Annotated in this window: 31 protein-coding genes and 1 tRNA gene; 12 read left to right on the top strand and 20 right to left on the bottom strand. The window is 64.7% G+C overall.

Features of this window, described 5'->3' with window-relative positions; all coding sequences use genetic code 11:
- Positions 1-2 precede the first annotated feature (2 nt).
- From ribB to NO357_RS05860, 4 genes are read left to right on the top strand one after another with little or no spacing between them, the layout of a single operon-like run.
- The gene (ribB, locus tag NO357_RS05875; RefSeq protein WP_306734675.1) at positions 3-1,133 is read left to right on the top strand and encodes a 3,4-dihydroxy-2-butanone-4-phosphate synthase; all 1,131 of its coding nucleotides are present in this window, start codon (positions 3-5) and stop codon (positions 1,131-1,133) included.
- Positions 1,134-1,136: 3 nt separating this feature from the next.
- Positions 1,137-1,682, top strand: a complete 546-nt coding sequence (locus NO357_RS05870; RefSeq protein ID WP_306734674.1) for a 6,7-dimethyl-8-ribityllumazine synthase — start codon at positions 1,137-1,139, stop codon at positions 1,680-1,682.
- A gap of 26 nt (positions 1,683-1,708) precedes the next feature.
- Complete coding sequence (gene nusB / locus NO357_RS05865) at positions 1,709-2,146, top strand: transcription antitermination factor NusB (protein WP_376744350.1); 438 nt, start codon at positions 1,709-1,711, stop codon at positions 2,144-2,146.
- A 4-nt stretch (positions 2,147-2,150) separates the two neighbouring features.
- Entirely contained in the window at positions 2,151-2,777 is a 627-nt protein-coding gene (locus NO357_RS05860) for a GNAT family N-acetyltransferase (RefSeq protein WP_306734672.1), read from the top strand.
- Positions 2,778-2,816: 39 nt separating this feature from the next.
- Here NO357_RS05860 and NO357_RS05855 read toward each other — a convergent pair whose 3' ends face one another.
- Positions 2,817-3,818, bottom strand: coding sequence for a polyprenyl synthetase family protein (locus NO357_RS05855; protein WP_306734671.1), 1,002 nt, complete (start codon positions 3,816-3,818; stop codon positions 2,817-2,819).
- Here NO357_RS05855 and NO357_RS21480 point away from each other — a divergent pair.
- The 3 genes from NO357_RS21480 to NO357_RS05840 all read left to right on the top strand — a co-directional run bounded on the left by NO357_RS21480 (position 3,708) and on the right by NO357_RS05840 (position 5,117).
- Positions 3,708-4,085 (top strand): putative signal transducing protein, encoded by a 378-nt coding sequence (locus tag NO357_RS21480; protein WP_512699420.1) that lies wholly within the window; start codon positions 3,708-3,710, stop codon positions 4,083-4,085. The two genes, NO357_RS05855 and NO357_RS21480, sit on opposite strands and share 111 nt — an antisense overlap.
- Entirely contained in the window at positions 4,082-4,834 is a 753-nt protein-coding gene (locus NO357_RS05845; protein ID WP_306734669.1) for a tRNA1(Val) (adenine(37)-N6)-methyltransferase, read from the top strand. The genes NO357_RS21480 and NO357_RS05845 overlap by 4 nt, the downstream gene beginning before the upstream one ends.
- A 112-nt stretch (positions 4,835-4,946) precedes the next feature.
- Positions 4,947-5,117, top strand: a complete 171-nt coding sequence (locus NO357_RS05840) for a YdcH family protein (protein ID WP_306734668.1) — start codon at positions 4,947-4,949, stop codon at positions 5,115-5,117.
- Here the strand turns inward: NO357_RS05840 and yddG are convergent, their stop codons facing one another.
- Positions 5,118-5,978, bottom strand: coding sequence for an aromatic amino acid exporter YddG (yddG, locus tag NO357_RS05835; RefSeq protein WP_306734667.1), 861 nt, complete (start codon positions 5,976-5,978; stop codon positions 5,118-5,120).
- The gene (locus NO357_RS05830) at positions 5,975-6,922 is read right to left on the bottom strand and encodes a transcriptional regulator GcvA (protein WP_306734666.1); all 948 of its coding nucleotides are present in this window, start codon (positions 6,920-6,922) and stop codon (positions 5,975-5,977) included. The genes yddG and NO357_RS05830 overlap by 4 nt, the downstream gene beginning before the upstream one ends.
- Positions 6,923-7,028: 106 nt before the next feature.
- Between NO357_RS05830 and NO357_RS05825 the strand changes: the two genes are divergently transcribed.
- The gene (locus tag NO357_RS05825; protein WP_306734665.1) at positions 7,029-7,196 is read left to right on the top strand and encodes a hypothetical protein; all 168 of its coding nucleotides are present in this window, start codon (positions 7,029-7,031) and stop codon (positions 7,194-7,196) included.
- A gap of 94 nt (positions 7,197-7,290) precedes the next feature.
- Here NO357_RS05825 and phbB read toward each other — a convergent pair whose 3' ends face one another.
- The 5 genes from phbB to NO357_RS05800 all read right to left on the bottom strand — a co-directional run bounded on the left by phbB (position 7,291) and on the right by NO357_RS05800 (position 11,468).
- Positions 7,291-8,013 carry an acetoacetyl-CoA reductase gene (phbB, locus tag NO357_RS05820; RefSeq protein ID WP_306734664.1) on the bottom strand — a complete coding sequence of 241 codons (723 nt, stop codon included), beginning with the start codon at positions 8,011-8,013 and terminating at the stop codon, positions 7,291-7,293.
- A 120-nt stretch (positions 8,014-8,133) separates the two neighbouring features.
- Positions 8,134-8,541, bottom strand: a complete 408-nt coding sequence (locus NO357_RS05815; RefSeq protein WP_306734663.1) for a hypothetical protein — start codon at positions 8,539-8,541, stop codon at positions 8,134-8,136.
- A 4-nt stretch (positions 8,542-8,545) separates the two neighbouring features.
- Positions 8,546-9,721 (bottom strand): acetyl-CoA C-acetyltransferase, encoded by a 1,176-nt coding sequence (locus NO357_RS05810; RefSeq protein WP_306734662.1) that lies wholly within the window; start codon positions 9,719-9,721, stop codon positions 8,546-8,548.
- 172 nt (positions 9,722-9,893) lie between these two features.
- The gene (locus tag NO357_RS05805; protein WP_306734661.1) at positions 9,894-10,739 is read right to left on the bottom strand and encodes an EAL domain-containing protein; all 846 of its coding nucleotides are present in this window, start codon (positions 10,737-10,739) and stop codon (positions 9,894-9,896) included.
- 123 nt (positions 10,740-10,862) lie between these two features.
- Positions 10,863-11,468, bottom strand: coding sequence for a flavin reductase family protein (locus NO357_RS05800; protein WP_306734660.1), 606 nt, complete (start codon positions 11,466-11,468; stop codon positions 10,863-10,865).
- A gap of 86 nt (positions 11,469-11,554) precedes the next feature.
- On the opposite strand from NO357_RS05800, the gene NO357_RS05795 reads away from it, so the two are divergent.
- Both NO357_RS05795 and NO357_RS05790 read left to right on the top strand, forming a co-directional pair.
- Positions 11,555-12,049, top strand: a complete 495-nt coding sequence (locus tag NO357_RS05795; RefSeq protein ID WP_306734659.1) for a GNAT family N-acetyltransferase — start codon at positions 11,555-11,557, stop codon at positions 12,047-12,049.
- A gap of 44 nt (positions 12,050-12,093) precedes the next feature.
- Positions 12,094-12,876 carry an EcsC family protein gene (locus NO357_RS05790; protein ID WP_306734658.1) on the top strand — a complete coding sequence of 261 codons (783 nt, stop codon included), beginning with the start codon at positions 12,094-12,096 and terminating at the stop codon, positions 12,874-12,876.
- A gap of 214 nt (positions 12,877-13,090) precedes the next feature.
- On the opposite strand, the gene ptsP is transcribed toward NO357_RS05790, so the two are convergent.
- The 8 genes from ptsP to NO357_RS05750 all read right to left on the bottom strand — a co-directional run bounded on the left by ptsP (position 13,091) and on the right by NO357_RS05750 (position 21,113).
- Positions 13,091-15,355, bottom strand: a complete 2,265-nt coding sequence (gene ptsP, locus NO357_RS05785) for a phosphoenolpyruvate--protein phosphotransferase (protein ID WP_306734657.1) — start codon at positions 15,353-15,355, stop codon at positions 13,091-13,093.
- Between the two features lie 270 nt (positions 15,356-15,625).
- Positions 15,626-16,864 (bottom strand): aspartate kinase, encoded by a 1,239-nt coding sequence (locus NO357_RS05780; protein ID WP_306734656.1) that lies wholly within the window; start codon positions 16,862-16,864, stop codon positions 15,626-15,628.
- Positions 16,865-17,164: 300 nt separating this feature from the next.
- Entirely contained in the window at positions 17,165-17,809 is a 645-nt protein-coding gene (locus NO357_RS05775) for an SDR family NAD(P)-dependent oxidoreductase (protein ID WP_306734655.1), read from the bottom strand.
- A gap of 50 nt (positions 17,810-17,859) precedes the next feature.
- Positions 17,860-18,294, bottom strand: a complete 435-nt coding sequence (locus NO357_RS05770) for a DUF1178 family protein (protein ID WP_306734654.1) — start codon at positions 18,292-18,294, stop codon at positions 17,860-17,862.
- 83 nt (positions 18,295-18,377) lie between these two features.
- Positions 18,378-18,848, bottom strand: a complete 471-nt coding sequence (locus NO357_RS05765; protein ID WP_306734653.1) for an NUDIX hydrolase — start codon at positions 18,846-18,848, stop codon at positions 18,378-18,380.
- A gap of 210 nt (positions 18,849-19,058) precedes the next feature.
- Positions 19,059-19,865, bottom strand: a complete 807-nt coding sequence (locus tag NO357_RS05760) for a hypothetical protein (RefSeq protein WP_306734652.1) — start codon at positions 19,863-19,865, stop codon at positions 19,059-19,061.
- Between the two features lie 13 nt (positions 19,866-19,878).
- Positions 19,879-20,670 carry a tryptophan synthase subunit alpha gene (trpA, locus tag NO357_RS05755; RefSeq protein ID WP_306734651.1) on the bottom strand — a complete coding sequence of 264 codons (792 nt, stop codon included), beginning with the start codon at positions 20,668-20,670 and terminating at the stop codon, positions 19,879-19,881.
- A gap of 260 nt (positions 20,671-20,930) precedes the next feature.
- Positions 20,931-21,113: a hypothetical protein gene (locus NO357_RS05750; protein ID WP_306734650.1), complete on the bottom strand. Its 183-nt coding sequence runs from the start codon at positions 21,111-21,113 to the stop codon at positions 20,931-20,933.
- A gap of 110 nt (positions 21,114-21,223) precedes the next feature.
- On the opposite strand from NO357_RS05750, the gene ychF reads away from it, so the two are divergent.
- Positions 21,224-22,321: a redox-regulated ATPase YchF gene (gene ychF / locus NO357_RS05745; RefSeq protein ID WP_306734649.1), complete on the top strand. Its 1,098-nt coding sequence runs from the start codon at positions 21,224-21,226 to the stop codon at positions 22,319-22,321.
- A 70-nt stretch (positions 22,322-22,391) separates the two neighbouring features.
- A tRNA-Ser gene (locus NO357_RS05740) sits at positions 22,392-22,481 on the top strand.
- A gap of 154 nt (positions 22,482-22,635) precedes the next feature.
- On the opposite strand, the gene NO357_RS05735 is transcribed toward NO357_RS05740, so the two are convergent.
- Genes NO357_RS05735 through NO357_RS05720 form a run of 4 tightly spaced genes read right to left on the bottom strand, consistent with a single transcriptional unit; the run spans position 22,636 to position 24,537 of the window.
- Positions 22,636-23,028, bottom strand: a complete 393-nt coding sequence (locus tag NO357_RS05735; RefSeq protein WP_306734648.1) for a hypothetical protein — start codon at positions 23,026-23,028, stop codon at positions 22,636-22,638.
- A complete protein-coding gene (locus tag NO357_RS21415) occupies positions 23,025-23,411 on the bottom strand; it encodes a hypothetical protein (RefSeq protein WP_376744349.1) in 387 nt (128 codons plus the stop codon). The genes NO357_RS05735 and NO357_RS21415 overlap by 4 nt, the downstream gene beginning before the upstream one ends.
- Before the next feature lie 60 nt (positions 23,412-23,471).
- Positions 23,472-23,690: a hypothetical protein gene (locus tag NO357_RS05725; RefSeq protein ID WP_306734646.1), complete on the bottom strand. Its 219-nt coding sequence runs from the start codon at positions 23,688-23,690 to the stop codon at positions 23,472-23,474.
- Complete coding sequence (locus tag NO357_RS05720; protein ID WP_306734645.1) at positions 23,683-24,537, bottom strand: helix-hairpin-helix domain-containing protein; 855 nt, start codon at positions 24,535-24,537, stop codon at positions 23,683-23,685. The genes NO357_RS05725 and NO357_RS05720 overlap by 8 nt, the downstream gene beginning before the upstream one ends.
- Positions 24,538-24,540: the final 3 nt, after the last annotated feature.

Raw genomic sequence — 24,540 nt, 5'->3', positions numbered from 1 at the left:
CGATGACCACAGCCTATGACACCCCCGGCGCCATCGAGGCCAGCCTTCGCGGCGCGATCACACCGATCGAAGAGATCATTGCCATCGCCGCCAAGGGCGGCATGTATATCCTCGTCGATCACGAGGATCGCGAGAACGAGGGTGATCTGATCATCCCGGCCGAATTCGCCGATGCCGAGGCGGTGAACTTCATGGCCACGCACGGCCGCGGCCTCATCTGCCTGCCGATGACGGCCGAACGGATCGACCGGCTCGGCCTGCCGATGATGGCGGTGAACAATTCCTCGCGGATGGAAACCGCCTTCACCGTGTCGATCGAGGCACGCGAGGGCGTGACCACCGGCATTTCCGCGGCCGATCGGGCGCTGACCATCGCCACGGCGATTAACGAACAGAACACCATGTCGCATCTGGCCACGCCGGGCCATGTCTTCCCGCTGCGCGCCCGTGCCGGCGGCGTGCTGGTGCGCGCTGGCCACACCGAGGCGGCGGTCGACATCTCGCGTTTGGCGGGCCTGAACCCCTCGGCCGTGATCTGCGAGATCATGAACGGCGACGGGAGCATGGCGCGCCTGCCGGAACTCGTCGATTTCGCTAAGACACACGGCCTGAAAATCGGCACGATTTCCGATCTCATCGCCTATCGCCACAAACACGACAATCTGGTGCGGGAAACCCGCACGCAGGTGGTCACGTCCGAACATGGCGGCGACTGGCAGATGCGGGTTTTCAGTGACGAGATCACCGGCACCGAGCACATCGCTCTGATCAAGGGTGACATCACCACGCCGGAACCGGTCCTGGTTCGGGCCCATGCGGTCAACGAGCTGGAAGACATCCTCGGCCTCGGCCCCAGCCTCTCGGACGAGTTGCCGCGCGCCATGCAGATCATCGCCGAAGAAGGGCGCGGCGCGGTACTATTGTTCCGTGAACCGCACCCCAAGCTGGATTTCGGCGAGGAAGACCAGGGCCCCAAGATCGTCAAGCGCACCGGGCTGGGGTCTCAGATCATGGCGACGCTGGGGCTGAAAGAGCTGATCCTGCTCACCGACTCGCCCAGCACCCGTTATCTCGGCATCGATGCCTATGGGCTCTCCATCGCCGGCACCCGCCCGATCCACAACGGAGGCTGATTCATGGCCGAATCCCACTATACCCTGCAACGCCCGGTTTTCGACAAGCCGGTGAAACTTCTGATCGTTGCCGCGCCCTTCTACCGCGACATCGCCGACAACCTGATCAAGGGGGCGACGACCGAGATCGACGCCGCGGGCGGCAGCTACGAGATCGTCGAGGTGCCCGGCGCGCTGGAGGTACCGACGGCCATCGGCATCGCCGAACGGATGTCGAATTTCGACGGCTATGTTGCGCTGGGTTGCGTCATCCGCGGCGAGACCACGCATTATGAAACTGTCTGTAACGACAGCTCGCGCGCGATCCAGATGCTGGGGCTGCAGGGTCTGTGCATCGGCAACGGCATCCTCACGGTCGAAAACGTCGATCAGGCCGAAGCGCGGGCCAACCCGGCCAAGATGAACAAGGGGGCCGGGGCGGCGGCGGCGGCCTTGCATCTCATCGCGCTCAGCCGTAAGTGGGGCGGCGCCCGTAAAGGGGTCGGCTTCATCTCCGATCCGCAGGAATACCAGATTGCGGGCGAGGCAAAGGACAAACCCACCGCATGACCCTCTCGGGCAATCAGAAACGTAAGATGAAGTCAGCTTCGCGGCTCTATGCCGTGCAGGCGCTCTATCAGATGGAGCAGTCCGGCCAGACGGTCGAGGCCGTGACCCAAGAGTTCGAGGATTACCGTTTCGGCGCCGAATATGACGGTGACGCAATGATCGAGGGCGACCCGGATCTCTTTCGTCTGCTGGTCGACAAGGCGGTGAACTACCAGGCGCCGATCGACCAGTTGACCGACCGGGCGCTGGTGGCGAAATGGCCGATCGCCCGGATCGACCCGACTTTACGGGCGCTGTTTCGCGCCGCCGGGGCAGAGTTGGCGCACTCCGACACCCCGCCCAAGGTGGTGATCAGCGAATTCGTCGACGTCGCCCGCGCCTTCTTCCCGGAAGGGAAAGAGCCGCAATTCGTCAATGCCGTGCTCGACCACATGGCACGCGAGGCGAAACCGGACGCGTTCTGACACGATGGCGGGCGCGATCACCATCCGCCCGGCGCGGTTTGCCGATCTCGACGCCATCATTGCCCTCAGTCGCAGGACTCACGCAGCGCACCAGGCCCGCAACCCGAAGGACTTCGACGAACCGGACGGCAATGCCTGGCATGAACGCGCGCTGCGTGCGGCCTTTCCCCGGTATCTCCCCAATCGCCGCGCGGCCGATACGCTGCATCTGGCCGAATGCGACGGCGCCTTCGCCGGCTACCTGCATTTCATGCCGTTCTTTCAGGGCAAGGGACGCGCCGCTCAGGTACTCTTCGTCAATGTCAACGACATCGGCGTGACCGAGCCCTACCAGGGCCGGGGCATCGGCAGGGCGTTGCTCGCGGCGCTCCAGGAACACCTCGCGGGCGAGCACGTGCCCTACATCATGGCCACCGTCTGGACGGGCAACGAGGCCTCGCAACGCCTGTTCGAGACATGCGGCTTCGTGGTCTCGTCACGCAATTTCCGGCTCTATCCCGGCGATGCCCCCGAAGGCGCGGCGCGGCCGGTACTGCGCCGCCCGAAGCCGGACCGGACCGGCCTCGTCTTTGTCCTGCTTGCGGCTGTCTTCTTCGCTTTCTTCGCCGTCCTGGCCTGGCTCGAACGCTGAGCGGGCAGGTCGTAGGGTGGGCAATCTGCCCACCCCCTTTCAGGAAATCCGGGCCACCACGTAATCGGCGATGTCGCGCAGCATGTCGCGGACCTCGTGCGCGGGCAGCAATTCCAGCGCCGCCTTGGCCTTCGCGGCCCAGGCCAGCGCCTCGGCCCTTGTCGCCTCCAGCGCGCCGTGCCGGCGCAACAGCGCCATCGCGTGCTCCAGGTCGCCCTCCTGCTGGCGACCCTTCTCGATGGTCCGGCTCCAGAACGCCCGCTCCTCGGCATCGGACTTTGCCACCGCCTTGATCACCGGCAGGGTCAGCTTGCGTTCGCGGAAATCGTCGCCGACGTTCTTGCCCGTCGCCGTCACGTCGCCGGAATAATCCAGCAGGTCATCGACGATCTGAAACGCGATGCCCAAAGCATCGCCGTAATCGAAAAGCGCCCGTACCTGTTCCTCCGGCGCCCCGGCGATCACCCCGCCCACTTCCGTCGCCGCCGAGAACAGCGCGGCCGTCTTGCCGCGCACCACCTGCAGGTAAATCGCTTCGTCCGTCCGAAGATCCTGCGCCGCGGTCAGCTGCAGCACTTCGCCTTCTGCGATCGTGGCGGACGCGTTCGACAGGATGTCGAGTACCCTGAGCGACCCGGTTTCAACCATCAGCTGGAACGCCCGGGAAAACAGGTAGTCCCCCACCAGAACGGAGGATTTGTTGTCCCAGAGCAGGTTCGCCGTCGGCCGCCCGCGGCGCTGGGCGCTCTCGTCGACCACGTCGTCATGCAGCAGCGTCGCAGTGTGGATGAACTCGACCGTCGCCGCCAGGTGGATGTGATAGGGCCCGTCATAGCCGCAGAGATCGGCCGCCGCCAGGGTCAGCATCGGCCGCAGCCGCTTGCCGCCGGCCTCCACCAGATGCGCCGTCACCTCCGGAATCCGCGGGGCATGTTCGCTCGCCATCCGTTCGCGGATGAGCACGTTTACAGCCGCCATGCCATCCGCCAGGTACGCGGCAAGCCGTTCATGCGGTCTCACAGCCAGCTGATCCAAGCCCATCACACTCCCGTCAGCGTCTCGACATTCCCGGGCGCTTGCCCTTATCTCATCCCCATGAAACAGCTCCTCGCCACGCCCGACCCGACCGTCATCGCTTTCGCCAAGGCACTGCTTCAGGGCGAGGGTATAACCGCCTTTGAAATGGACGTAAACATGAGCGTTCTCGAAGGCTCCATCGGTATCCTGCCACGCCGCCTGATGGTGGCCGACAACGATTATGACGCCGCAGCGCGCACGCTGCGCGACAACGGAATCGATCCCGCATGAGCGCGACGACGCGCGACCGTTTCCTCGGCGGCCGTCTGACGTTGCACCAGCCGAAATCGGGATACCGTGCCGGCGTCGATCCGGTATTGCTTGCGGCGGCGGTCAACGCGCGGCCTGGGCAGTCGGTGCTCGACCTGGGCTGCGGGGTGGGGGCCGCTGCGCTGTGCCTCGGCGCCCGTGTGCCCGGGCTGCGCCTGACCGGGCTCGAACTCCAGCCTGGCTATGCTGCGCTGGCCCGCCGCAACGCCGAGGACAACCGCCTCCCGCTCGACGTGATCGAGGGCGACGTGGCCGCCATGCCGCCCGCGCTCAGAGAGCGCCGGTTCGACCACGTGATCATGAACCCGCCCTATTTCGACCGTGCCGCCGGTACCGCCGCCCGCGAGGCGCCGCGCGAAGCTGCGCTGGGCGGGGCGGTCTCGCTCGACATCTGGATCGGCGAAGCCGCAAAGCGACTTCTGCCCAAAGGCTACCTGCACATCATCCAACGGGTCGAGCGCCTGCCCGAGTTGCTCGAGCACGCGCGCGCCCGGCTGGGCTCGCTGCAGCTTCTGCCGCTGACGCCGCGCCCGGGCCGTGACAGCCAGCTGGTGATCCTGCGCGCGCGCAAAGAGGGCCGCGCCGCCTTCCGCCTGCATGCCGGCCTCGTGGTCCATGACGGCGAAACCCATGACATCGACCGCGAAAACTACGCCGCCACTATCCGCGCGGTGCTGCGCGACGGGGCGCCGCTGCCGTTTCCGGAGTAGGCGGTGGCGGGAGTTCACCTTTTCTTTGGGGGTTCTCGCCGATCATGCGTGACAGGTGGCGAAATTTGTGCTGGATTTGTCATATGGCATTTACATTGAGAGGAGGACGCCCATGAGCTTGAGTTCGCATGTCGAGGAACTGAAGAAGAGACACGCAACCCTCTCGGAGCAGGTGGAAGAAATGCAGCGCGCGCCCGGCTCGTCAGATGCCGAGATCGCGGAGCTGAAGAAGCAGAAACTGCGACTCAAGGAAGAAATCTCGCGCCTCGAAGCGGCCGAGTGATTAATCTTTCAGACTGGCGCGTGCCGCCAGGCCCGCGCCGCCGGTGATCAGAAGTGCGGCCAGCGCCAAGGTCCAGCTTGGCGCGGCGACGCCGGCGATCACCAGCACCAGCGTCGACAGCAGCGGCGCCGCATAGGAGGCGACGCCCAACAGCTGTATGTCGCCGCGCTTGACCCCGATATCCCAGACATAGAAAGCCAGCCCCACCGGCCCCAGCCCGAGGCCGATGGCCGACGCCCAACTCAGCGTGTCCGCGGGCCAGACCGTGTCCTCCAGTCCCAGATGCAGCAACCCAGACAACACGGCCGTCGCAAGGCAAAACACCGCGACGGTCTCGGTCGGCGCATGGCCGAGCCGGCGCGACAGCACCGAATAACCTGACCACGTGAGCGCACAGGCCAGCGCCGCCAGGTAACCCGCCATCGCGCCGGAACCGAACCCCGCGCCACCGCCGATGATCAGCGCCGCGCCGGAGAACCCCACCAGGCCGCCGATCACGTGCCCCGGTTTTAGCCGCTCGCCCGGCAACAGCCCCGAGAACAGAACGATCAGCAGGGGCCAGAGATAGGCGATCAGCCCCGCCTCGGCCGCGGGCGCCAACCTGAGCGCCGTGAAATAGAGCGCATGATAGCCGAATAGCCCCGCTGTACCGAAGGCATAGACCCGCCAGCCGACGCCGCGCAGCCGCGAAAATCCGCCCGTCGCCAGTGTCCAGACCACCCCGATGGCGCCGCCGATGGCAAAGCAGATCGCGTTCAGCAGCAAAGGCGGCGTTGGCGCGCTGCCAACTGTCAAAAGCGCCAGCAACGCCCACAACAGGACAGCGACAAATCCGGTGGCTGTGGCGGTAGACCGGGTCATGGAGCGGGCACATCCTCAACAGGAATGATGGTCAGGGCGTCCGAGATAAACGAGGTTTTTTCAATCTCTGCAAGGATCCAGTCGCGAAACGCGGCAATGCGTGGCTGCTGTTCCGCGCCTTCACGGCACAGGAACCGGAACCGGGCCTTCGATTCCAGCGCCACGCCATAGGGCGCTACCAACCTGCCATCGGCGATTTCCTTGATCACCATCGCCCGGCGGCCCAGTACCACGCCCGCGCCCGCCACCGCGGCATCGACGGCGTGGTCGGCCTGCGAGAAATGCGGTCCGTGTTCCGGGGTGAAGGTTATGCCCACGGCCCGAAACCAGGTTGGCCAGTCGCAGGGCGGATCGAGGAAGTCGATCGAATCGTCGAACAGCAGCGGCGCCTGCGTCAGGCTATCCGGAGTCGGGAACCGCGCGGCTAGGTCTGGCGTCATCACCGGGGTCACCCATTCGCGACGCAGCGGAACCGCGTAAACGCCCGGATCGGGCCCGTAGCCAAAACGGATGGCCACGTCGATCTCGTCCTGGTCGAAATCCATCCGCCGCAGGCTCGCGGCGAAGCGCAAGTCGATATCGGGGTGGGCACGCGCAAACTCGTAGATCCGCGGTGCCAGCCATTTTGCGGTGAAAGCGGGGCCGGCGGTCACGGTCAGGGTATTGCTGTCCAGCACCCGCCGCGCCGACCGCCATGCCGCCATCAGGGTTTCGAACCCGTCCTTGGCGCCAGGAGCCAGCGCGCGCCCCGCCTCGGTCAGTTCGACGCGGCGGGTCAGCCGCCGGAACAGCGGTGCCCCCAGGTGTTCCTCGAGCGATTTGATCTGAAACGACAAGGCCGCAGGGGTCACGTTCAGTTCCGCCGCAGCCTGGGCAAAGGACATATGGCGTGCGGCGGCATCAAAGGCGCGCAGCGCGGTGAGGGGCGGCAGGCGATCACTCATACGATTAAAGAATCCTTAACTATAACTCCAGAAACTCTCGTTTGTAACTTAAATACAGGAAAACTAGGTTCAATGCATAGGAAAAACTAAACAAAAGAGGTCTGCCATGCTGGAAACGGCCACCACCACCGAGATGCACCGCCACTACGCCTGCGCCCACGCGCAACGCGCCGACGCCTTCCGTGCCGCCTTGGTCTGGCTCGTGGGCCTCCTGCACCATGCAAAAAGGCCGCGCCTGGCGGCACGGCCCCTCGCAGGCTGTGCCACCTGCTGATCAAACCAAGACCTGCGCACGGTTCGCCGAGAGCGCCGAGCCTTTCAGGGACCGCGCCGCAAGGCGCGGTCCCCGCACTGTTTGAGCGGTGCGCCTACACGAAGAACTGCGCGCCGTTAGCCGAAATGGTCGAGCCGTTGATGAAGCCGGCATCGTCCGAGGCCAGGAACACCACGCAGCGCGCGATCTCTTCCGGTTCGCCCAGGCGGCCGGCGGGGATTTGGGCGATGATCGATTCACGCACCTTTTCCGGCACCGCCATCACCATGTCGGTGGCGATGTAGCCGGGGCAGATCGCGTTGGCGGTGATGCCGGCGCGCGCACCTTCCTGAGCCAGCGATTTCACGATGCCCAGATCGCCCGCTTTGGTGGCGGCATAGTTGACCTGCGCGAACTGGCCTTTCTGGCCGTTGATCGACGAGATCACGATCACCCGGCCGAACTTGCGCTCGCGCATGCCGGGCCAGATCGGGTGCACGGTGTTGAACACGCCGGTCAGGTTGGTGTCGATCACCTCCTGCCACTGCTCCTTGGTCATGCGGTGGAACGGCGCGTCGCGCGTAATGCCGGCATTCGCCACCACCACGTCGATCGGTCCCAGATCGGCCTCGACCTTGGCGATCCCGGCGGCACTTTCGTCATAGTCGCCGACATTCCATTTGTAGGTCTTGATGCCGGTCTCTTCGGTGAACTTCGCCGCGGCCTCGTCATTGCCGGCGTAGGTTGCGGCGACGTCGTACCCTTCGGCCTTCAGTGCCTTCGAAATGGCCGCGCCGATGCCGCGCGAGCCCCCTGTGACCAGTGCAACTTTACCCATGATATCCTCCAGATTCTCGTGATGTGTTGATAATGCTGTTACGCATTTTGGTTGAATTGCGCAACATTATTGCGTAAGGAAAATGCTGCGCCGCGGCGAATTTTCGGCTTTTTTGCCGGATCAGCGGTTCAAAACTCCCCGGCTCTTTCCAAGCGCATGGCAATAGTCGATCCAGTCCTTGTTCTTCCGCAGGCGGAAAATATTGCCGAACTGCCCCTGCCATTTCTCGCCAAGCCGAGTGCCTTGTGCGGCAACGTGAGCTTTCGGATCGTGTCGACCTTCGCGCCGAGCCTCCGACCATGCCGCCGTACGAAACAGAACAGCGTCATCAACCAGTTTCTCGACCTCGCCTTCTGGCTTTCCGCGGCGGCGCGCAACACTCACCAGTTCCTCATGGATCACCGCACATTCCGCCAGGCTCGTGGAAATCGGCTGCCTGTTCTGCGCCATCACGGCACCCGCGATCAGCGCTGGCAAAACAACGAGCGCGGCGCCGGCCTTCCGTGCGAGAAAGGCCACGCCGCGCATGCGCTCAGTCCCGCTCGAGGCACATGGCAACGCCCATGCCGCCGCCGATGCACAGCGTCGCCAGGCCCTTCTTGGCGTCGCGCCGCTTCATCTCGAACAGCAGCGTGTTGAGGATGCGGGCGCCGGATGCGCCGATCGGGTGGCCGATGGCAATTGCGCCACCGTTGACGTTCACGATCGACGGATCCCAGCCCATGTCCTTGTTCACCGCCAGCGCCTGCGCCGCGAAAGCCTCGTTGGCTTCGACAAGATCGAGGTCATCGACCGACCAGCCGGCCTTTTCCAGCGCCTTGCGGCTGGCATAGATCGGGCCCACACCCATGATCTTCGGGTCCAGGCCAACGGTGGCATAGGATGCGATTCGGGCCAGTGGCTCGATGCCGCGGTTCTCGGCGTTTTCCGCGCTCATCAGCAGCATACCCGCCGCGCCGTCGTTGATTCCGCTGGCATTGGCTGCGGTCACGCTACCGTCCTTGGCGAAAGCCGGGCGCAGAGTCTGCATCGCTTCGATCGTGGCGCCGTGACGGATGTACTCGTCCTTGTCCACCACGATCTCGCCCTTGCGGGTCTTGACCGTGAAGGGGATCACCTCGTCGTCGAATTTCCCTGCCTTTTGAGCGGCTTCCGCCTTGTTCTGGCTGGCCACGGCGAACGCGTCCTGCATCTCGCGGCTGATCTGCCATTGCTCGGCGACGTTCTCGGCCGTCTGGCCCATGTGATAGCCGTTGAAGGCGTCCCACAGCCCGTCGCGGATCATCGAGTCGATATAGGTCATGTCACCCATCTTGGTCCCGGCGCGCAGATGCGCGACATGTGGGGACAGCGACATGCTTTCCTGGCCGCCGGCAGCGACGATGTCGGCATCGCCGAGCTGGATGTGCTGGGCCCCGAGCGCCACGGCGCGTAGGCCCGAGCCGCAAACCTGGTTGATGCCCCAGGCGGCGCTGTCGACCGGCAGGCCGGCGTTGACATGCGCCTGGCGGGCCGGGTTCTGGCCTTGGCCGGCGCTCAGCACCTGGCCGAGGATGGTCTCGCTGACCTCGCTCTTGTCGATCCCGGCGCGGTCGACCAGTGCCTCCAGCACGGCGGCGCCAAGGTCATGCGCGGGGGTGGTGGCAAACGAGCCGGAAAACGACCCCACGGCGGTACGTGCAGCCGAGGCGATTACGACATTGGTCATGGCAGACATCCTCTTCCCTATGATCGGGCCCATCAGGCGGGCGCATGGCAGCATTGCACTGCGGCGCGGGCCCCGTCGGGCGCCTGCATAGCGGATTTTCTGCGCTGCGGCAACTGTTGGCATGCAACGGCATGCGATATCTTGCTGCCCGGCTTGCCGCGCGACGGGGGGCCTATCCGGCGCGCGCTGTTTCGCCGATCTCCTGCTCCCAGGTCGGGTGCACCGTCGGGGCCCCGAAGTAGTAGCCCTGCAGGCAATCCACCCCGATATCGGTGAGGAAAGCGACATCCTCGGCGCTTTCGACGAATTCGGCGACGGTGAACATGTCGAACTGCTGCGCGATACTGACCAGCGCCCGGGTCAGCACCTGGTTGTCCGGGTCTGCGTGGATGCCGCGGATGAACTGGCCATCAATCTTGACCACGTCGAAGAAGAAATCCCTCAGATAGCGGAACGAAGTGAAGCCGGCCCCGAAATCGTCGAGGGCGAAGCTGATCCCCTTGCGTTGCAGCGGCGCCATGAAATTCGTTACCAGTTCGGGCACCGTCATCGCCGAGGCTTCGGTGATCTCGAGAATGAGCCGCTCAGCTACCGTGGCATCGCGTTTGAGTCCGCGCTTGAGCGTCCGGGTCCAGCGGTCATAACCGATCGAGCGCGCCGACATGTTGATCGACAACCGCAGCGCGGGCTGTTCGTAGAGCACCTGTAACCCCTGTTCCAGCGCCAGGCAGTCCATGATCCGGCCGGTTTCGGTTTCTTCTATCTCGCGGATGAACTCGCCCGCGGGGATAATGCGGCCAGAGTCGTCCCGCACCCGCAAAAGCCCCTCGTAAAACGCGGCAAAATCCGGGCGGCGGGCCTGCACGATAGGCTGGAAGGCCAGCATCACTTGGCGGTGCCGCACCGCATCGTCGACCATCCGCACCACCGAACGGTTGCGCGACTGCACGGCATAGCTCAGCGGGTCTTCGTGCCCCGCGGGAATGTCGGCCCATTTCCCCCTGTGTCTGCGCCGCATCCTGCCCTCCGTCCGCTTCTCCGCCCGTCGACGACGCACAGTGTTCTGCGGAAATGGTGAACAGGACGTGAAAAACCGCCTCCTAGATAAATTTTTCGACGAAAACCGCCGCGCCGGCGGGCCTCAATCGTCGGGCCGGGCCAGCGTGAAGGCCTCGCGCACCACCGCATAGTCGCGATAGCCCAACCGCGCCATCGGCTCGAATCGGGTGATGTCGAACATGCCCTCGACCAGACAGTCGTCGCGCATGTGGATACCGGCGACGGTGCCGAAACAGACAAAATTGGCTTCGCCCTCGATCTTCACGATCTGCGTCATCCGGCATTCCAGCGCGGCCGGTGCGCCAGCCACTCGGGCACAGGGAATGGTCTCGCAATCCGCCCGCGCGATGCCGGCCGCGTCAAACTCCGATTCGCCGGCCGGCAATGTCCTTGAACTGGCGTTCATCGCGTCCGTCATCGCCTGTGCCACCACGTTGACGCAGAACACCCCGGTTTCGCGGATATTGGCCAGGCTGTCCTTGGTGCCGTCGCGATCTGGCTTGATACCGGTGGTGGCGAACATCACCTGCGGCGGCGTGTAGGCGCAGCCGTTGAAAAAAGAATAGGGCGCCAGATTGTCCACCCCGTCGGCCCCCCGCGTCGAGATCCAGCCGATCGGCCGCGGCACGATCAGGGCGTTGAACGGGTTGTGGGGCAGGCCGTGGCCGTCTTCGGGGCGATAGAACATGTTACGCGCATCCTTATGGGTTTGATCGGGTTTTACGCGCGTGCTAGGGGCGATGCCACCCCCAAGGACGGGTCCGGAGGCAAGATATGGAAGCCAGGTTCGCGCTCGCGCCGGAACGCGCCGAGGACTGGTGGGAAGTGGAGGCGCTTTACGATCTCTGCTTCGCACCGGGGCGGACCGCGCTTAGCTCCTATCGCCTGCGCGACGGGATCGAGCCGGTGATGGGCCTGTCGCTGCTCGCCCGCGATCCCGAGGGCGCGCTGGCCGGGGCGATCCGGTACTGGCCGATCCGTATCGGCGCGGTCCGGGCGCTGCTGCTCGGCCCGGTGGCGGTGCACCCGACGCATCAAGGCGAAGGCGTCGGTGGCTGGCTGATCCGCCAAAGCCTCGAAATCGCACGCGACGCGGGCTGGCAACGGGTCCTCTTGGTCGGCGATGTGCCCTATTATGGCCGCTTCGGCTTTGTCCGGCTCGAGGGGCTCGAGATGCCGCCACCGACCAACCCCGACCGGGTGCTGGGCCTGGCACTCACCCCCGGCGCCTGGGACGGGATCACCGGCCCCGTCACCCGCGACGCTTGAAAATTCTCGCTTCAGGGCCAATCTTTCCTTCAGGAGGATGGACTATGCACCCGATCGAAATCCTGCCCGACACGCCTGCCGGCCTCGACATCGAGGCCGAACTCGATGCGCTGGCCAAGCGGTATCGCGGGGCGTCGGGCGTGGGCATCCAGCTCCTGAACATGGTCGGCGGCCAGACGGAATCGCTGCTCGACAAGTTGCCTGAGAATATCCGCGCCGGGCTCGCCACCCAGACCGAGGCTGCCCTGCGCGCCGCGCTTCGGGCGGCCCAGGGCTCGCGCCGGGCGGTGCCGGACCAGCCGGGCTGGCTCAACACCGCCGTCACCACCGCCATGGGGGCGGCTGGCGGAGCAGGGGGCTTGCCCACGGCGTTGGCCGAACTGCCGGTCACCACCACCGTGCTCCTCCGCGCAATCCAGGGTATTGCCGCCGAACACGGCTTCGACCCCGACGAGGAGGGCGTGCAATTCGACTCGATCCAGGTTTTCGCTGCCGCCGGACCGCTCGAGCATGACGACGGCTCCGACCTGGCGTTCATCACCACCCGTATGCTGGTGACCGGCAACGCGCTCCAGGCGCTAATCTCCCGAGTTGCGCCGCGCCTTGCGGTGGTGCTGGGCCAGAAACTCGCGGCCCAGACCGTGCCGGTCCTGGGCGCAGTTGCGGGCGCGGCCACAAACTACGCCTATACCAGCTACTACCAGGACATGGCGCATGTCCATTTCGGCCTTCGCCGTCTCGCCATCAATGCCGATCGCGACCAGGCCGACCTGGTCGCGGCGCTGCGCCAGCGGGTGAAAACACCACCGGTTAAACGCGCCGGGTGACAGCTGCCGGAGGCTGTGCCGCCCGTCTGTGGGAAGCCTGTGCGCCGCGGCAAGAAATCCCGCGAAGGTCGTGATTATTGGGATTCCGAGAAACACCCGTGACCCAAGTCTTGCGGCACGCCGCCTCGGCTCAAGAAACTGCGGCCTTTATGCTCGATGCTGCACTAGCGGCGCGGGCGGGGCGTCGGGGGGGGGGGGCGGACGTGCGCGCCTGTCACGCCGGCATCTCGATCTTCTTGTCCTCGAGATGGCGCATCACCGCCTGGCGTACCGACTGCTCGCCGCGCCGCCCGGAGGCGCGGATCACTTCGCGCAGCTCGCCGAGGTCAAGCTGACGGATCATGCTTTTCACCGGCCCGATCGAAGCCGGTCGCATGCTCAGGTTCTCCAGCCCGATGGCGGCGAAACACGCAGCTTCCACCGGTCTGCCTGCGTCCTCGCCGCAAAAGCTCAGCGGCGTTTCGTGTTCACGGCAGCGGTCGACGATTCGTTCGATGAAGCTCAGGAAGCTGCAGTTGAGCGTGTCGTAACGTCTTCGCACCCTCTCGTTCTCGCGGTCGGCGGCAAAGAAGAACTGCTTGAGGTCGTTGCCCCCGATCGACAGAAATCCGACCTCGGCAAAGAACTTGTCGGGTGCGAAGGCGAGACTCGGGGTCTCAAGCATCGCTCCGACCTGCACGTCGAGCGGCACCGGATGACCCAGCACCCGCTCGCGGTCCAGGGCCTTGCCGAGCTCCCGCACGGCGGCCTTGTATTCCTCGAACTGGGCCACGAAGGGGAACATGATGCTCAGGCCACGCCCGTTCGCGGCTCTGAGCAGTGCTTGCAGCTGCATCCTGAGCACCCCTGGCTTGTCCAGCCCCACGCGGATCGCCCGCCAGCCCAGCGCCGGGTTGGGCTCGTCCTGCGGCGTCATATAGGGTAGAACCTTGTCCGACCCGATGTCGAGCGTGCGGAAAATCACCCGCTTGCCATGCGCGGCATCCAGCACCCGGCTGTAGAGCGCCGACAGCTCGCTACGGGTCGGCATCTTGTTGCGCACCAGGAACTGCAATTCGGTTCGGAACAGCCCCACACCCTCGGCACCTGAACTGTCGAGCGAGGGCAAATCGGCCATAAGCCCGGCATTCATATGCAGCCCGACCGTTTTACCGTCGAGGCTCGTCGCCGGCTTGTCGAGGATCGACGCGTAACGCTCCAGCGCCTGGGTGTGCATCGCCATCTTGTCACGGAAGGCGCTGACCACGGTGTCATCGGGGCGCAGGTGCACGACGCCCTGGTCGCCGTCCACAAGGATGTGATCGCCATTGAGCGCCTCGGTGGTGACGCGCTCGGCATGGATCACCAGCGGGATCGCCAACGCCCGGGCGACGATGGCGGCATGGCTGCCGACCGAGCCTTCCTCGAGCACGATCCCTTTCAGTGACCGACCATAATCCAGCAGTTCCGCCGGTCCGATACTGCGTGCGATCAGCACCGGATCGGCCGGCATCTCGGCCCCGGTCTCGGCACCCTGGCCGGTCAGGATGCGCAGCAGCCGGTTGCTGAGGTCGTCGAGATCGTGCAGCCGCTCGCGCAGGTAGGCATCGGTTACCTGCTCCATCCGCGCCCGCGCCGTGGATTGTTCCTTCTCCACCGCCGCCTCGGCGCTCAGGCCGCGGCTGATGTCTTCCTCCATCCGCCGCATCCAACCCTTGGAATTGGCGAACATGCGATAAGCTTCCAGAACCTGCATCTGCTCGGAATCGCCACCCTGGGCGCCGTTCAGCATCTCGTCGACGCTGACCCGAAGCTTGTCCACCGCCTCGTGCAGGCGATCCAGCTCGCGGTGCGGGTCATCGGCAATCGGGTTGGTCACCACCACCCGCGGCTCGTGCAGCCAGACATGACCTTCAGCCGCGCCTTCTTGACCGGTGGCGCCGCGGAACAGCACGGGCTGGGTGTGACGTGCGCCAAGGCCCGCCTCTTCGCCGACAAAGGCGCCCAGCTCGGTCATCTCGGCCAGCACCATGGCCACCACTTCCACCGCCTCGACCTCGTCCTCCGAGAACTTGCGCGCCGCTTTCGACTGCACCACCAGCACGCCCAGCTTCTCGCCCAGCCGCTGGATTGGAACGCCGAGGAAGGACGAGAAAATCTCCTCGCCGGTCTCGGGCATGTAGCGGAAGCCTTTTTCCGATGGTGCATCGGCTGTGTTGACGATCTTGCCGGTGCGCGCCACCCGTCCGACGAGGCCCTCGCCCATCCTCATCCGCGTCTGGTGCACTGATTCCGGGTTCAAACCTTCGGTGGCACACAGCTCCAGCGTCTCGGGATCGCGAAACAGATAGACCGAGCACACCTCGCAATGCGTCTCGTCCGCGATCAGCCGGGTGATCTTGTCGAGCCTCGCCTGCCCGGCGCTGTCCTCGGCCATAACGCCGCGCAGACGGCCCAGCAGCTTGCGGCTGTCGGTCTGATGATTCTCGCGGCCCGTCATGCGTGATCGGTCCCCCTTGGGTGCGTCACATCCATCATGCCTCATTTAGACCACAGCCGCATGACGATAGGAACGGGATTCTTTTTCACGCAGACCCTGAGCTCCGGTTGCCGATTTTCTCGGCCCGAATGTTGGGCGTTTCCCGCTGCCCCGCGGGGAAACACGTTGGCGATCGCGTCTGCGATGCGACGCCGACATCGCTCGGGATCGATGTTTCAGAACCGCGTGCCGTGCAGCCAATACGCGGCGCGCGCTCGAGCCAGGGCGCCCTCAGGCGGCCTTTTCCAATTCGAACGCGTCGTGCAGCGCCTGGACCGCCAATTCCATGTATTTCCGGTCGATCAGTACGGAAATCTTGATCTCCGATGTGGCGATGACCTTGATGTTGATACCCTCGTCGGACAGCGTCTTGAACATCTTCGCCGCCACGCCCGATTGCGAGCGCATGCCGATCCCGACGGCCGACACCTTGGCAACATCGGTGTCGGCGATCAGATCGTGGAAATTGATGTCACCGCTGTCCTTGGCCGCGTTCAGCGCCTTTTCGGCCCGTTTGACCTGATCAGTCGGGCAGGAGAAGGTCATGTCGGTGCGGCCCTCTTCAGCGATGTTCTGAATGATCATGTCCACGTTCACCCCCGCCTCGCTCAGCGGTCCGAAGATGGCGGCGGCGATGCCGGGCCGGTCGGCCACGCTCACCAGCGTCATCTTGGCTTCATCGCGGCTATAGGCAATGCCCGCAACTGGACGGTTTTCCATGACTTCCTCCTCATCACAGACGAGCGTGCCGGCCTCGTCGCTCTGTTCTTCGAAACTGCTCAGAACCCGCAGCTTTACATGATACCGCATCGCCAGTTCGACCGAGCGGGTCTGCAAGACCTTCGCCCCCAGCGAAGCCAGTTCCAGCATTTCCTCGAAACTGATCTTGTCGAGCTTGCGGGCCTTGTCGCTGACCCGCGGATCAGTGGTATAGACCCCATCGACATCGGTGTAGATATCGCAACGCTCGGCGCCGAAGGCGGCGGCAAAGGCCACCGCCGTGGTGTCACTGCCACCGCGACCCAGGGTGGTGATCCGGCTTTCGTGACTAACGCCCTGGAAACCCGCGATCACCGCCACTTTCATGCCCTCGGCGAATTTGGCTGTGATGTTTTCCGGCGGGATCTCCTCGATCCGCGCGGCGGAATGGGCGTCGGAAGTTTTCACCGGCACCTGCCAGCCCTGCCAGCTGCGCGCGGGAACATCCATTTCCTGCAGCGTCAGCGCCATAAGCCCGGCGGTGACATTCTCGCCAGAACTCACCACGGCATCGTATTCGCGGGCGTCGTACAGCGGGCTGACCTCGTCGACCCAGCCGACCAGTTCGTTGGTCTTGCCGGACATTGCCGAGACGATGACGATCACGTCATAGCCCTTGGCCACCTCGACGCCGACGCGCTTGGCAGCGCGGCGGATGCGGTCGATATTGGCGACCGAGGTGCCACCGAATTTCATCACGAGAACAGGCATATTTCTTTCCCGCCAGCATTGGTACCGCGCGGTTTATTGCGGTTGAGGGCCAAGGGCAAGGTGGCATGTTTGCCGCGGCAAGACTGTCGGCATGCGGCGCCTGCGCGACACAGACCGAGCATCGACGCGGGCTGCAGGGGGGCGGTTCTGGCCTGACCCGGTTACTCAGCACCCGCGCCGCTTGAACCCGGTTTCACCCAACGACCGCTGCAGAAAATGCCCGCCTTTGTGTCCTGGTCGCAGCAAGCTGGTGGTCACGGAGCTGCTCTCCCTTCGGGCTCACTGCGCTCGGGCAGGTGCTCAGAACGGATGCACCCGCCCATCCCAGGTCAGAAATTCGCCTGTCGTTGCCAGGCTCAACGCGTTGAACCGCGCCATCAACCCGTCACGCGCCTCCTCGACTCCGATATCCGCTGCGCCGCCGCCCATGTCGGTGCGCACCCATCCGGGGTGGTAGATGCCCACGGCGACGCCGTCGCCTTTGAGATCCACTGCCAGGTTCCGCCCGAGGTTCAGCGCCGCCGCCTTCGAGGCGCGGTAGATATAGGAGCCGCCGGGCGCACGCTCCTGGCTCGCCATCTGGCTGGAAATGATCGCGATTTTCGCCGCCTGCGCCTGCCGCAGGCGCGGTAGCATCGCCTGGATGGTCAGGAACACGCCGGTCACGTTGGCGGCGAAGGTGTCGGCCCACATCTGCGCCGGGTATCCCGATTCCAGCGCCTGTCCCTTGTCGAGATAGACGCCCGCGTTGCAGATCAGCAGGTCAACCGCCCGGTTGTCGAGTTCCCGGCCCAGTGCTGCCTGCGCATCCGGGTCAGTCACGTCGAGCCGCACCCCGGTCGTGCCGTCGCGGGCGGTTGCCGTCACCTCGGCCCCCTGGCCACGGTACCCGTCCGCCAGCGCCTTTCCGACGCCGCGATTTGCCCCGGTGATCACCACATGCATGGATTTGTTCCTCCGCCACGAGGTGCGTGCCGGCACGCACCTTACTGATGTCAATTCGATTTCCGTCCGGGCCGGAAGGGCAGGGGCGCCACCGGCACCCCATCCTCGATGAGCCGCTTGGCCTCTTCGGGTTTGGCCTCGCCATAGATCGCGCGCTCGGGTGCGTCGCCGTCATGCATGGCCCGCGCCTCTCGGGCGAACGCCATTCCGACATATTCCGAATTGGCCTCGACATGCGCCTTAAGCGCCGCCAGCGCCTGTTCCGCCGGGCTCGCCGGGGCCGACAAAGGCCGCTCCGGTACGGCATCGGCCTGGCCGCGTGCCGGACGGACCCTGGGGGCCATCACTGCCTTTTCCACCTTTGACGAGCCGCAGACGGCGCAGGCGACATGGCCCGCAGCCTGCAGCGTGTCGAACGCCTCTGCCGATTGGAACCAGCTGTCGAACCGGTGGCCCTCAGCGCATTTGAGTGAAAACTGGATCATCTTCGATGTCCTTGCGACGCAAGCATCCTATTACATAACGCCACCTCCGCCGCGCGCAAGATGCTGCGCTGTCGCAAGGGTCGCTACAACAGCCGCGGGTCGAAATGCTTGAGGATCTGTGCCAGTTCAGGCTCGCGCACCATCGCCGCGGCCTTTTTCGGCGTGAACCACTTGCGCCGGCGCTGCCCGGCTTCGGGGAAATCGTCGACCAGCTTCGAGACCCGCACCGGATAGACCATGGCCACCACGGGCATCGCGGGCCGGCCCGGAATCTTCTTGAGATAGGAAAACAGTCCGAGGTTGCGGTCGCTCGGTTTGCCCTTGACGCCGGCTTCTTCCCAAGCCTCGGTCATCGCCGCTTCGCTGGGTGTGACGCCGCTCATCGGCCAGCCCTTGGGGATGATCCAACGCTTGGTCCCGCGCGAGGTGATCAGCAGCACCTGCGGTTTGTCGTTCTTCAGGCGCCAGCACAGAGCAGCAAACTGGGTGCGCACATCGCTCTTGTGGCGCATCTTCACCTTGATCGGAAGCTGTCGAATGCCTTGCAGGGTCATCTTGCGCCCGTCTTTGCCCGTTGCCTTATTCTTTTTCTTTTTCTTCAATCTTGTTCACGCACACTAGCCGGTTTCGGGTTATTTTTCCAGTTTTTCCACGGCGGTTTCAATCGTATTCGCGCAACATCTTCCAAACCGTCACCTGTGCGCCGCGACATCTGGTGGAAGCCTGGCTGCGTCAACCTTCCGGAACGACCAGTCCGACCAGCATCACAACGACATTCCGAGACGGTTCTGTACAACGGCCCTCAACCGCGTCGCCGTCGCCATCCAAACCAGGCTCGCCGTCAATCCCGCCAGCGTGCCCCAGCCCATGCCAAGGCGGGGAAAGGCCCAGGCCACGCTCAGGGTATAGACGATCAGCGCGGTCAGTCCGAACGGATAGGCCTTGACCATGGTCGTTACCGGCGCCCGCCCGTGCCGCGCCTGGATCAGCAGCAGCAATGGGAAGGTCACCACCGGGAAACCTGAAAGCAGACCGGCCCAGTAGGGTCCGACGGCACTTGCGATTCCGGTGATCAGGGTCACGAGCGCCGCCGCCACGCCGGCCCGCAACAGCAGCGCGCCGAACGTCAGCCGCGGTTTCTCGGCCACGCCCGCGTCGTCGGCACCGCGCATCACGGCCGCCGCGCCTAGCAGCGCCACCGCCGTGATCGCCGCTCCGGCAAGCGGTCCGGGCGCCATGACGCGCATCAGGGCCGCCACTGTAAGGAAAGCAACGATCGCGCCAATCCCTGCTCGCATCGCTGCGGCCCAGCCGCGACCGCGCGCCAGCGCGGCGAATCCCAGCGCGTGCGCCATGTTGGCGGCCAGCCCGCCCACCGCCGCCATCGCAGCCGCGGTGGCGAAACCCACCCCCTGCTCGTGTCCGATGAAATAGAGCACGATGGCGATCCCGTGCGGAAATCCGGCCAGGAGACCGGCCAGCCTGGCGCTGACATGTTCGGCGATCAGCGTCAGCCCCACGACCACGGCAAGCGTGACCGCGACCTTGACCAGGACCAGGCTGCTCAGCATCGCAACCCGGGCACTACGCCCGGTGGGCCCCGTCGGCCAGCGATTTGACGAACCCCAGCACCTCGGCCACCGGCTCGCCCTTGCCGATCCGGCTGACGATGGCGCTGCCCACGACGGCGCCATCGGCCACGCCGGCAATGGCCTCGGCTTTCGCGGGTGTGTTGATGCCGAAGCCCACCACCACCGGCAGGTTACCGGCGGCCTGGATCCGCACCACGTCCGGCGCCACGTCCTCGGCCTCGGCCTCGGCCGCGCCGGTGATGCCGGTGATCGACACGTAGTAGACGAAGCCAGAGGTGTTCTGCATCACCTTCGGCAGGCGTTTGTCGTCGGTGGTCGGCGTGGCCAGGCGGATGAAGTTCAGCCCCGCCGCCTGTGCCGGGATGCACAGCTCCTCGTCCTCTTCGGGCGGCAGATCGACGACGATCAGCCCGTCGATCCCGGCCGCCTTGGCATCGACCAGGAATTTGTCGACACCGCGATTGTAGATCGGGTTGTAGTAGCCCATCAGCACGATCGGCGTCTCATCGTCGGTTTTGCGGAACGCCGTCGCCAGATCGAGCGTCTTCTGCAACGTCATGCCGCCGTCGAGTGCGCGTTGCCCGGCCAGCTGGATCGTTGGACCGTCGGCCATCGGGTCGGTGAACGGCAGGCCCAGCTCGATGATGTCGACGCCGGCGCCTGGCAGCCCTTTCACGATCTCCAGCGAGGTGCCGTAGTCCGGGTCGCCCGCCATCACATAGGCGACAAAGGCCTTCTTACCGTCGGCCTTGAGCTGGGCGAACTTGGCGTCGATACGAGTCATGGCGGCCTCCCCGGAAAAAACCTGCCCGCCGGGTTTGCAGAAATTCGCCGGGGAAATCAATTGCCCATTGCGGGGCGGAGGAAGGCGGGCGACGCATCCCGTCGTCGCGGGCCGGGAAATTGACGCGATGGTCCTGCGGCGGCGTTCGAGGTTTGGCCGGACCCCCGTCCGCTGTTGCGCTGGAGGGGACAGTCACACCCGCCCGCGAACAGCGGCGACGCCACCGCGCATCGCGGGGCCGCGGCGCGGTGATGCGCGGCTCAGTGTTCGATGCCCTCTTCAAGCCAGAAGAGGCCAATGGCTGAATGTCCATGCCCTTCCGGCCGCATCAAACCGAAAGCCGTCAGGCCCGGCGCACGCTCGGTTAACGCCACCTGTTGCCAAATCCTTGCCCCATCGTGCGCCAGACGGGTCGCCAGCCAGCCTGCCAGCCAGGCTGCCATACCGGCGATGTCGACCGCGCGGTGGTGTTAACCCCGGTGTCCAAGGGGTTGACCGCACCCCCCCTGCACTCCTAGATGCGCCCCGCATCCGCCGGGAAAGGACAACGGGCATGGGTTTCAGAATGGGCATCGTGGGTCTCCCGAATGTCGGCAAATCGACGCTTTTCAATGCGCTGACGCGCACCGCCGCGGCGCAAGCCGCGAACTTTCCGTTCTGCACCATCGAGCCCAACGTGGGCGAGGTCGCCGTTCCCGATCAACGCCTTGATAAACTGGCGGAAATCGCGAAGTCGAAGCAGGTCATCCCGACCCGTATGACCTTCGTCGACATCGCCGGCCTGGTCAAAGGTGCCTCGAAAGGCGAGGGGCTCGGCAACCAGTTCCTCGCCAATATCCGCGAGGTCGATGCCATCGCCCACGTGCTGCGCTGTTTCGAGGATGGCGACGTCACCCATGTCGAGGGGCGCATCGACCCGGTGGCCGACGCCGAAACCATCGAGACCGAACTGATGCTCGCCGATATCGAGTCGATCGAGAAACGCCTAGTCAATATCGTGCGCAAGGTCCGCGGCGGCGACAAGGAGGCGGTGCAGCAGGAAAGGCTTTTGAAACAGGCGCTTGCCGTGCTGGAAGCGGGTCAGCCGGCGCGCGTTGTCGAGGTCGATGACGAGGACGCCAAGGCCTGGAAGGGCCTTCAGTTGCTGACCACCAAGCCCGTGCTCTATGTCTGCAACGTCTCCGAGGAAGAGGCTGCCAGCGGCAACGCGCATTCCGAAGCCGTGGCGAAGATGGCCGCCGATCAGGGCAACGCCACGGTGGTGATCTCGGCCCGGATCGAGGAAGAGATCTCCCAACTCGACGAGGACGAGGCGGCGATGTTTCTCGAAGAAATGGGCCTGCATGAAGCGGGGCTCGACCGGCTGATACGGGCCGGTTACGAGTTGTTAAACCTCGAGACCTATTTTACCGTTGGCCCCAAGGAGGCCCGCGCCTGGACCATCAAGCGCGGCACCCTGGCGCCGCAGGCCGCTGGTGTTATCCACGGCGATTTCGAACGCGGCTTCATCCGCGCCGAAACCATCGCCTATGACGATTTCGTCGCCTTCGGCGGCGAACAGGGCGCCAAGGAAGCCGGCAAGATGCGCGCCGAGGGAAAAGGTTACGAGGTCAAGGACGGCGACGTGTTGCATTTCCTGTTCAACGCCTGAGCCGCAGAAAACCCGGTTTCTGAGGAATAGCCCCTTGTCCCCGCGGTCCGGCGCGATTAAACGGGTCGGCGGAGACGTGGCCGAGTGGTCGAAGGCGCTCCCCTGCTAAGGGAGTAGGCGAGGAATCGTCTCGAGGGTTCGAATCCCTTCGTCTCCGCCACCTTATCATTTTCGTGAGTTTTCTCTGATCGCCTTGGATGGCTAATTGCCTTTGCTTTGTAGGCGGTTGTTCGCCTGATGCGCCACGACCAGCCGCTCTGCGGACAAAAGCATAGCACTTGATCTCAGGCTTGCCTCCCTGACGACCGCCGAGGTTACCAGCTGCCGCTGGCCCCGCCGCCTGACGAACTGCCCCCGCCGAATGAGGACCGGCTTGAACCGGATGAAGAGCTGTCGGATATCTTTGGTATCGTCCGGATTTCACTGTCCGTGTAGCTGCAATTCCTGCAATCGTAGTCGACACGTTTGCGCCCGGACGAGGATTTGGTTGCCGCCTTCAGCACCGTCGATGTTGTCTCGAGCGTCCGGTAATCGCATTGCGGGCAGGTGGAATAGCCCGAAAACCAGCCGCGATACCCCTTGATGGTCATGTGGCCGCAGTCCGGACAATACCACACGTCGTAATCCACCGACTGGAGGAACTCCTCCAGCCTCTGACCCCCGTCGAGATGCTCGTCGTCTGCCTCCTCGCCGGCGCGCAGCATCATCGTGCCGCACTGGTCGCAGGCGCGGGGGCGGTTGCGCAGGTATCCAGCAGTTGATCAATTGCTCCGATCCATTCCGGGTACGACACGACGAACGGGTCATTCTTCAGCGCGTCCCTCGCGCGTTTGATATCGGTTTTCGACAGCGGATGGGTCGCGTCGGCGAGCCCGAAATCAGCAATATCTTGCGGCATCACGCCGAAAAACCTGGCCCGTGGTACGCAAAGGAACCGGTTGATGTGTGCGGCGTTGCCGGAACCCACCTTCAGCGTTCGGTAGATATTTGTGAAACCATATGCGGCAGGAGGTTTCGATATAGGCGCGATGATGGGCTTCGCGTCGGTCCCGGGACCTAAGGACAAGGTATTGCGCGAGTGCCCTGTCACAATGCGGAAGCCCGAGAACGATCTCCCTTATGATTTCCGAACCGGGCTCGACCGCTTCTTTCACTTCCGAGGTATACCCGCGTCTTCGCAGGCGTCTATCGCGTTGTCCACCGCCTTTTTCACGGCCGTCACCAGCGCCTTCGCAGGCGTTTCGACTCCCAGAAGGTGCCGGTTCTTGAGGAAGAAGGCCGAGATCGAAATGTCTCGCTGCCGGACCTCAAGCTCCAGTGCCGACACCCTCTGTCCGGGCTTTCCGTGGCTGGGGGAAGGCTCAGCCATCTGCAAAATAATGTTCCATGCAGTCGGTTTCCCGGCCACGAACCACGCGCCGGCCTTCGAGCGGGCCATGGGTTTCCGTCACCACCGTGCGCTGATGCTCCGGCCCGCCCGGACGGCCGAAATAGATGACCACCCAGTCATCCGTCTTGCCGAGATCATGGGCGCGGGCCGTGTTCGAGTAGAGCGAGGTGAAGGCCCAGCCGCCGCGTTCGCTGTGAAAGATCGGCAACCACGCCTCGCCCGTCGGGTTGAACCTTCGCGGTGCGATGAGCCTTAGGCCGCCCTCGCGCGCCTTCTCTCGATAGCGCGCGTCGACCTCGAGAAGCTCGGCGATCGGCGGTTCCTCGTGGTCGTCCGGGCCACGTCTGCTCCGGCGCGCCAGCATTGCGGCCAGCGAGGCACGGATTGCGGCCGCGCGCCGGGGTCCGATACCAGGGACCTGCTCCAGCCGACCGTCATACGCCGCAATTTCGAGCGCTTCGAGCGTATCGACATGAAGCTCGTCGTGAATTGCTCGCGCGGTCGTTGCTCCGATGCCCGGCACGGTCTGGAACAAGTTTTCAGGCTCGGCCTCGCCGCGCATCCGCTCAAGCTGGATCCAGCGTCCCGTCGCCACCATCTCGTCAATGGCGCGGGCCAGCCGGGTTCCGATTCCAGGCAAGGCGATCAGACCTTCCAGCCCGTCGCGTTCCAGGATCCGCGCCGGATCCTCTCCAAGCCCGCGCATGGTCTCCGCGCCCTGCCTGTAGGCCCGCACGCGAAACCTGTCCGCTCCCTGGCTTTCGAGAAGCTCGGCGGCTTCCAGAAAGCGGTCCGCAATCTGATCGCGAGAGATCCGGCTTTGCACGAC

The sequence above is a fragment of the Marimonas arenosa genome (assembly GCF_030848945.1).
Lineage (GTDB): Bacteria > Pseudomonadota > Alphaproteobacteria > Rhodobacterales > Rhodobacteraceae > Marimonas > Marimonas arenosa.
This window is presented reverse-complemented; position numbering and strand designations above follow the sequence as displayed.

Excerpts from the sequence above, each read along its gene's own strand:
- ribB (WP_306734675.1), top strand. The coding sequence starts at position 3 with ATGACCACAGCCTATGACACCCCCGGCGCCATCGAGGCCAGCCTTCGC.
- NO357_RS05870 (WP_306734674.1), top strand. The coding sequence starts at position 1,137 with ATGGCCGAATCCCACTATACCCTGCAACGCCCGGTTTTCGACAAGCCG.
- nusB (WP_376744350.1), top strand. The coding sequence starts at position 1,709 with ATGAAGTCAGCTTCGCGGCTCTATGCCGTGCAGGCGCTCTATCAGATG.
- NO357_RS05860 (WP_306734672.1), top strand. The coding sequence starts at position 2,151 with ATGGCGGGCGCGATCACCATCCGCCCGGCGCGGTTTGCCGATCTCGAC.
- NO357_RS21480 (WP_512699420.1), top strand. The coding sequence starts at position 3,708 with ATGTTCGCTCGCCATCCGTTCGCGGATGAGCACGTTTACAGCCGCCAT.
- NO357_RS05855 (WP_306734671.1), bottom strand. The coding sequence starts at position 3,818 with ATGGGCTTGGATCAGCTGGCTGTGAGACCGCATGAACGGCTTGCCGCG.
- NO357_RS05845 (WP_306734669.1), top strand. The coding sequence starts at position 4,082 with ATGAGCGCGACGACGCGCGACCGTTTCCTCGGCGGCCGTCTGACGTTG.
- NO357_RS05840 (WP_306734668.1), top strand. The coding sequence starts at position 4,947 with ATGAGCTTGAGTTCGCATGTCGAGGAACTGAAGAAGAGACACGCAACC.
- yddG (WP_306734667.1), bottom strand. The coding sequence starts at position 5,978 with ATGACCCGGTCTACCGCCACAGCCACCGGATTTGTCGCTGTCCTGTTG.
- NO357_RS05830 (WP_306734666.1), bottom strand. The coding sequence starts at position 6,922 with ATGAGTGATCGCCTGCCGCCCCTCACCGCGCTGCGCGCCTTTGATGCC.
- NO357_RS05825 (WP_306734665.1), top strand. The coding sequence starts at position 7,029 with ATGCTGGAAACGGCCACCACCACCGAGATGCACCGCCACTACGCCTGC.
- phbB (WP_306734664.1), bottom strand. The coding sequence starts at position 8,013 with ATGGGTAAAGTTGCACTGGTCACAGGGGGCTCGCGCGGCATCGGCGCG.
- NO357_RS05815 (WP_306734663.1), bottom strand. The coding sequence starts at position 8,541 with ATGCGCGGCGTGGCCTTTCTCGCACGGAAGGCCGGCGCCGCGCTCGTT.
- NO357_RS05810 (WP_306734662.1), bottom strand. The coding sequence starts at position 9,721 with ATGACCAATGTCGTAATCGCCTCGGCTGCACGTACCGCCGTGGGGTCG.
- NO357_RS05805 (WP_306734661.1), bottom strand. The coding sequence starts at position 10,739 with ATGCGGCGCAGACACAGGGGGAAATGGGCCGACATTCCCGCGGGGCAC.
- NO357_RS05800 (WP_306734660.1), bottom strand. The coding sequence starts at position 11,468 with ATGTTCTATCGCCCCGAAGACGGCCACGGCCTGCCCCACAACCCGTTC.
- NO357_RS05795 (WP_306734659.1), top strand. The coding sequence starts at position 11,555 with ATGGAAGCCAGGTTCGCGCTCGCGCCGGAACGCGCCGAGGACTGGTGG.
- NO357_RS05790 (WP_306734658.1), top strand. The coding sequence starts at position 12,094 with ATGCACCCGATCGAAATCCTGCCCGACACGCCTGCCGGCCTCGACATC.
- ptsP (WP_306734657.1), bottom strand. The coding sequence starts at position 15,355 with ATGACGGGCCGCGAGAATCATCAGACCGACAGCCGCAAGCTGCTGGGC.
- NO357_RS05780 (WP_306734656.1), bottom strand. The coding sequence starts at position 16,864 with ATGCCTGTTCTCGTGATGAAATTCGGTGGCACCTCGGTCGCCAATATC.
- NO357_RS05775 (WP_306734655.1), bottom strand. The coding sequence starts at position 17,809 with ATGCATGTGGTGATCACCGGGGCAAATCGCGGCGTCGGAAAGGCGCTG.
- NO357_RS05770 (WP_306734654.1), bottom strand. The coding sequence starts at position 18,294 with ATGATCCAGTTTTCACTCAAATGCGCTGAGGGCCACCGGTTCGACAGC.
- NO357_RS05765 (WP_306734653.1), bottom strand. The coding sequence starts at position 18,848 with ATGACCCTGCAAGGCATTCGACAGCTTCCGATCAAGGTGAAGATGCGC.
- NO357_RS05760 (WP_306734652.1), bottom strand. The coding sequence starts at position 19,865 with ATGCTGAGCAGCCTGGTCCTGGTCAAGGTCGCGGTCACGCTTGCCGTG.
- trpA (WP_306734651.1), bottom strand. The coding sequence starts at position 20,670 with ATGACTCGTATCGACGCCAAGTTCGCCCAGCTCAAGGCCGACGGTAAG.
- NO357_RS05750 (WP_306734650.1), bottom strand. The coding sequence starts at position 21,113 with ATGGCAGCCTGGCTGGCAGGCTGGCTGGCGACCCGTCTGGCGCACGAT.
- ychF (WP_306734649.1), top strand. The coding sequence starts at position 21,224 with ATGGGTTTCAGAATGGGCATCGTGGGTCTCCCGAATGTCGGCAAATCG.
- NO357_RS05735 (WP_306734648.1), bottom strand. The coding sequence starts at position 23,028 with ATGATGCTGCGCGCCGGCGAGGAGGCAGACGACGAGCATCTCGACGGG.
- NO357_RS05725 (WP_306734646.1), bottom strand. The coding sequence starts at position 23,690 with ATGGCTGAGCCTTCCCCCAGCCACGGAAAGCCCGGACAGAGGGTGTCG.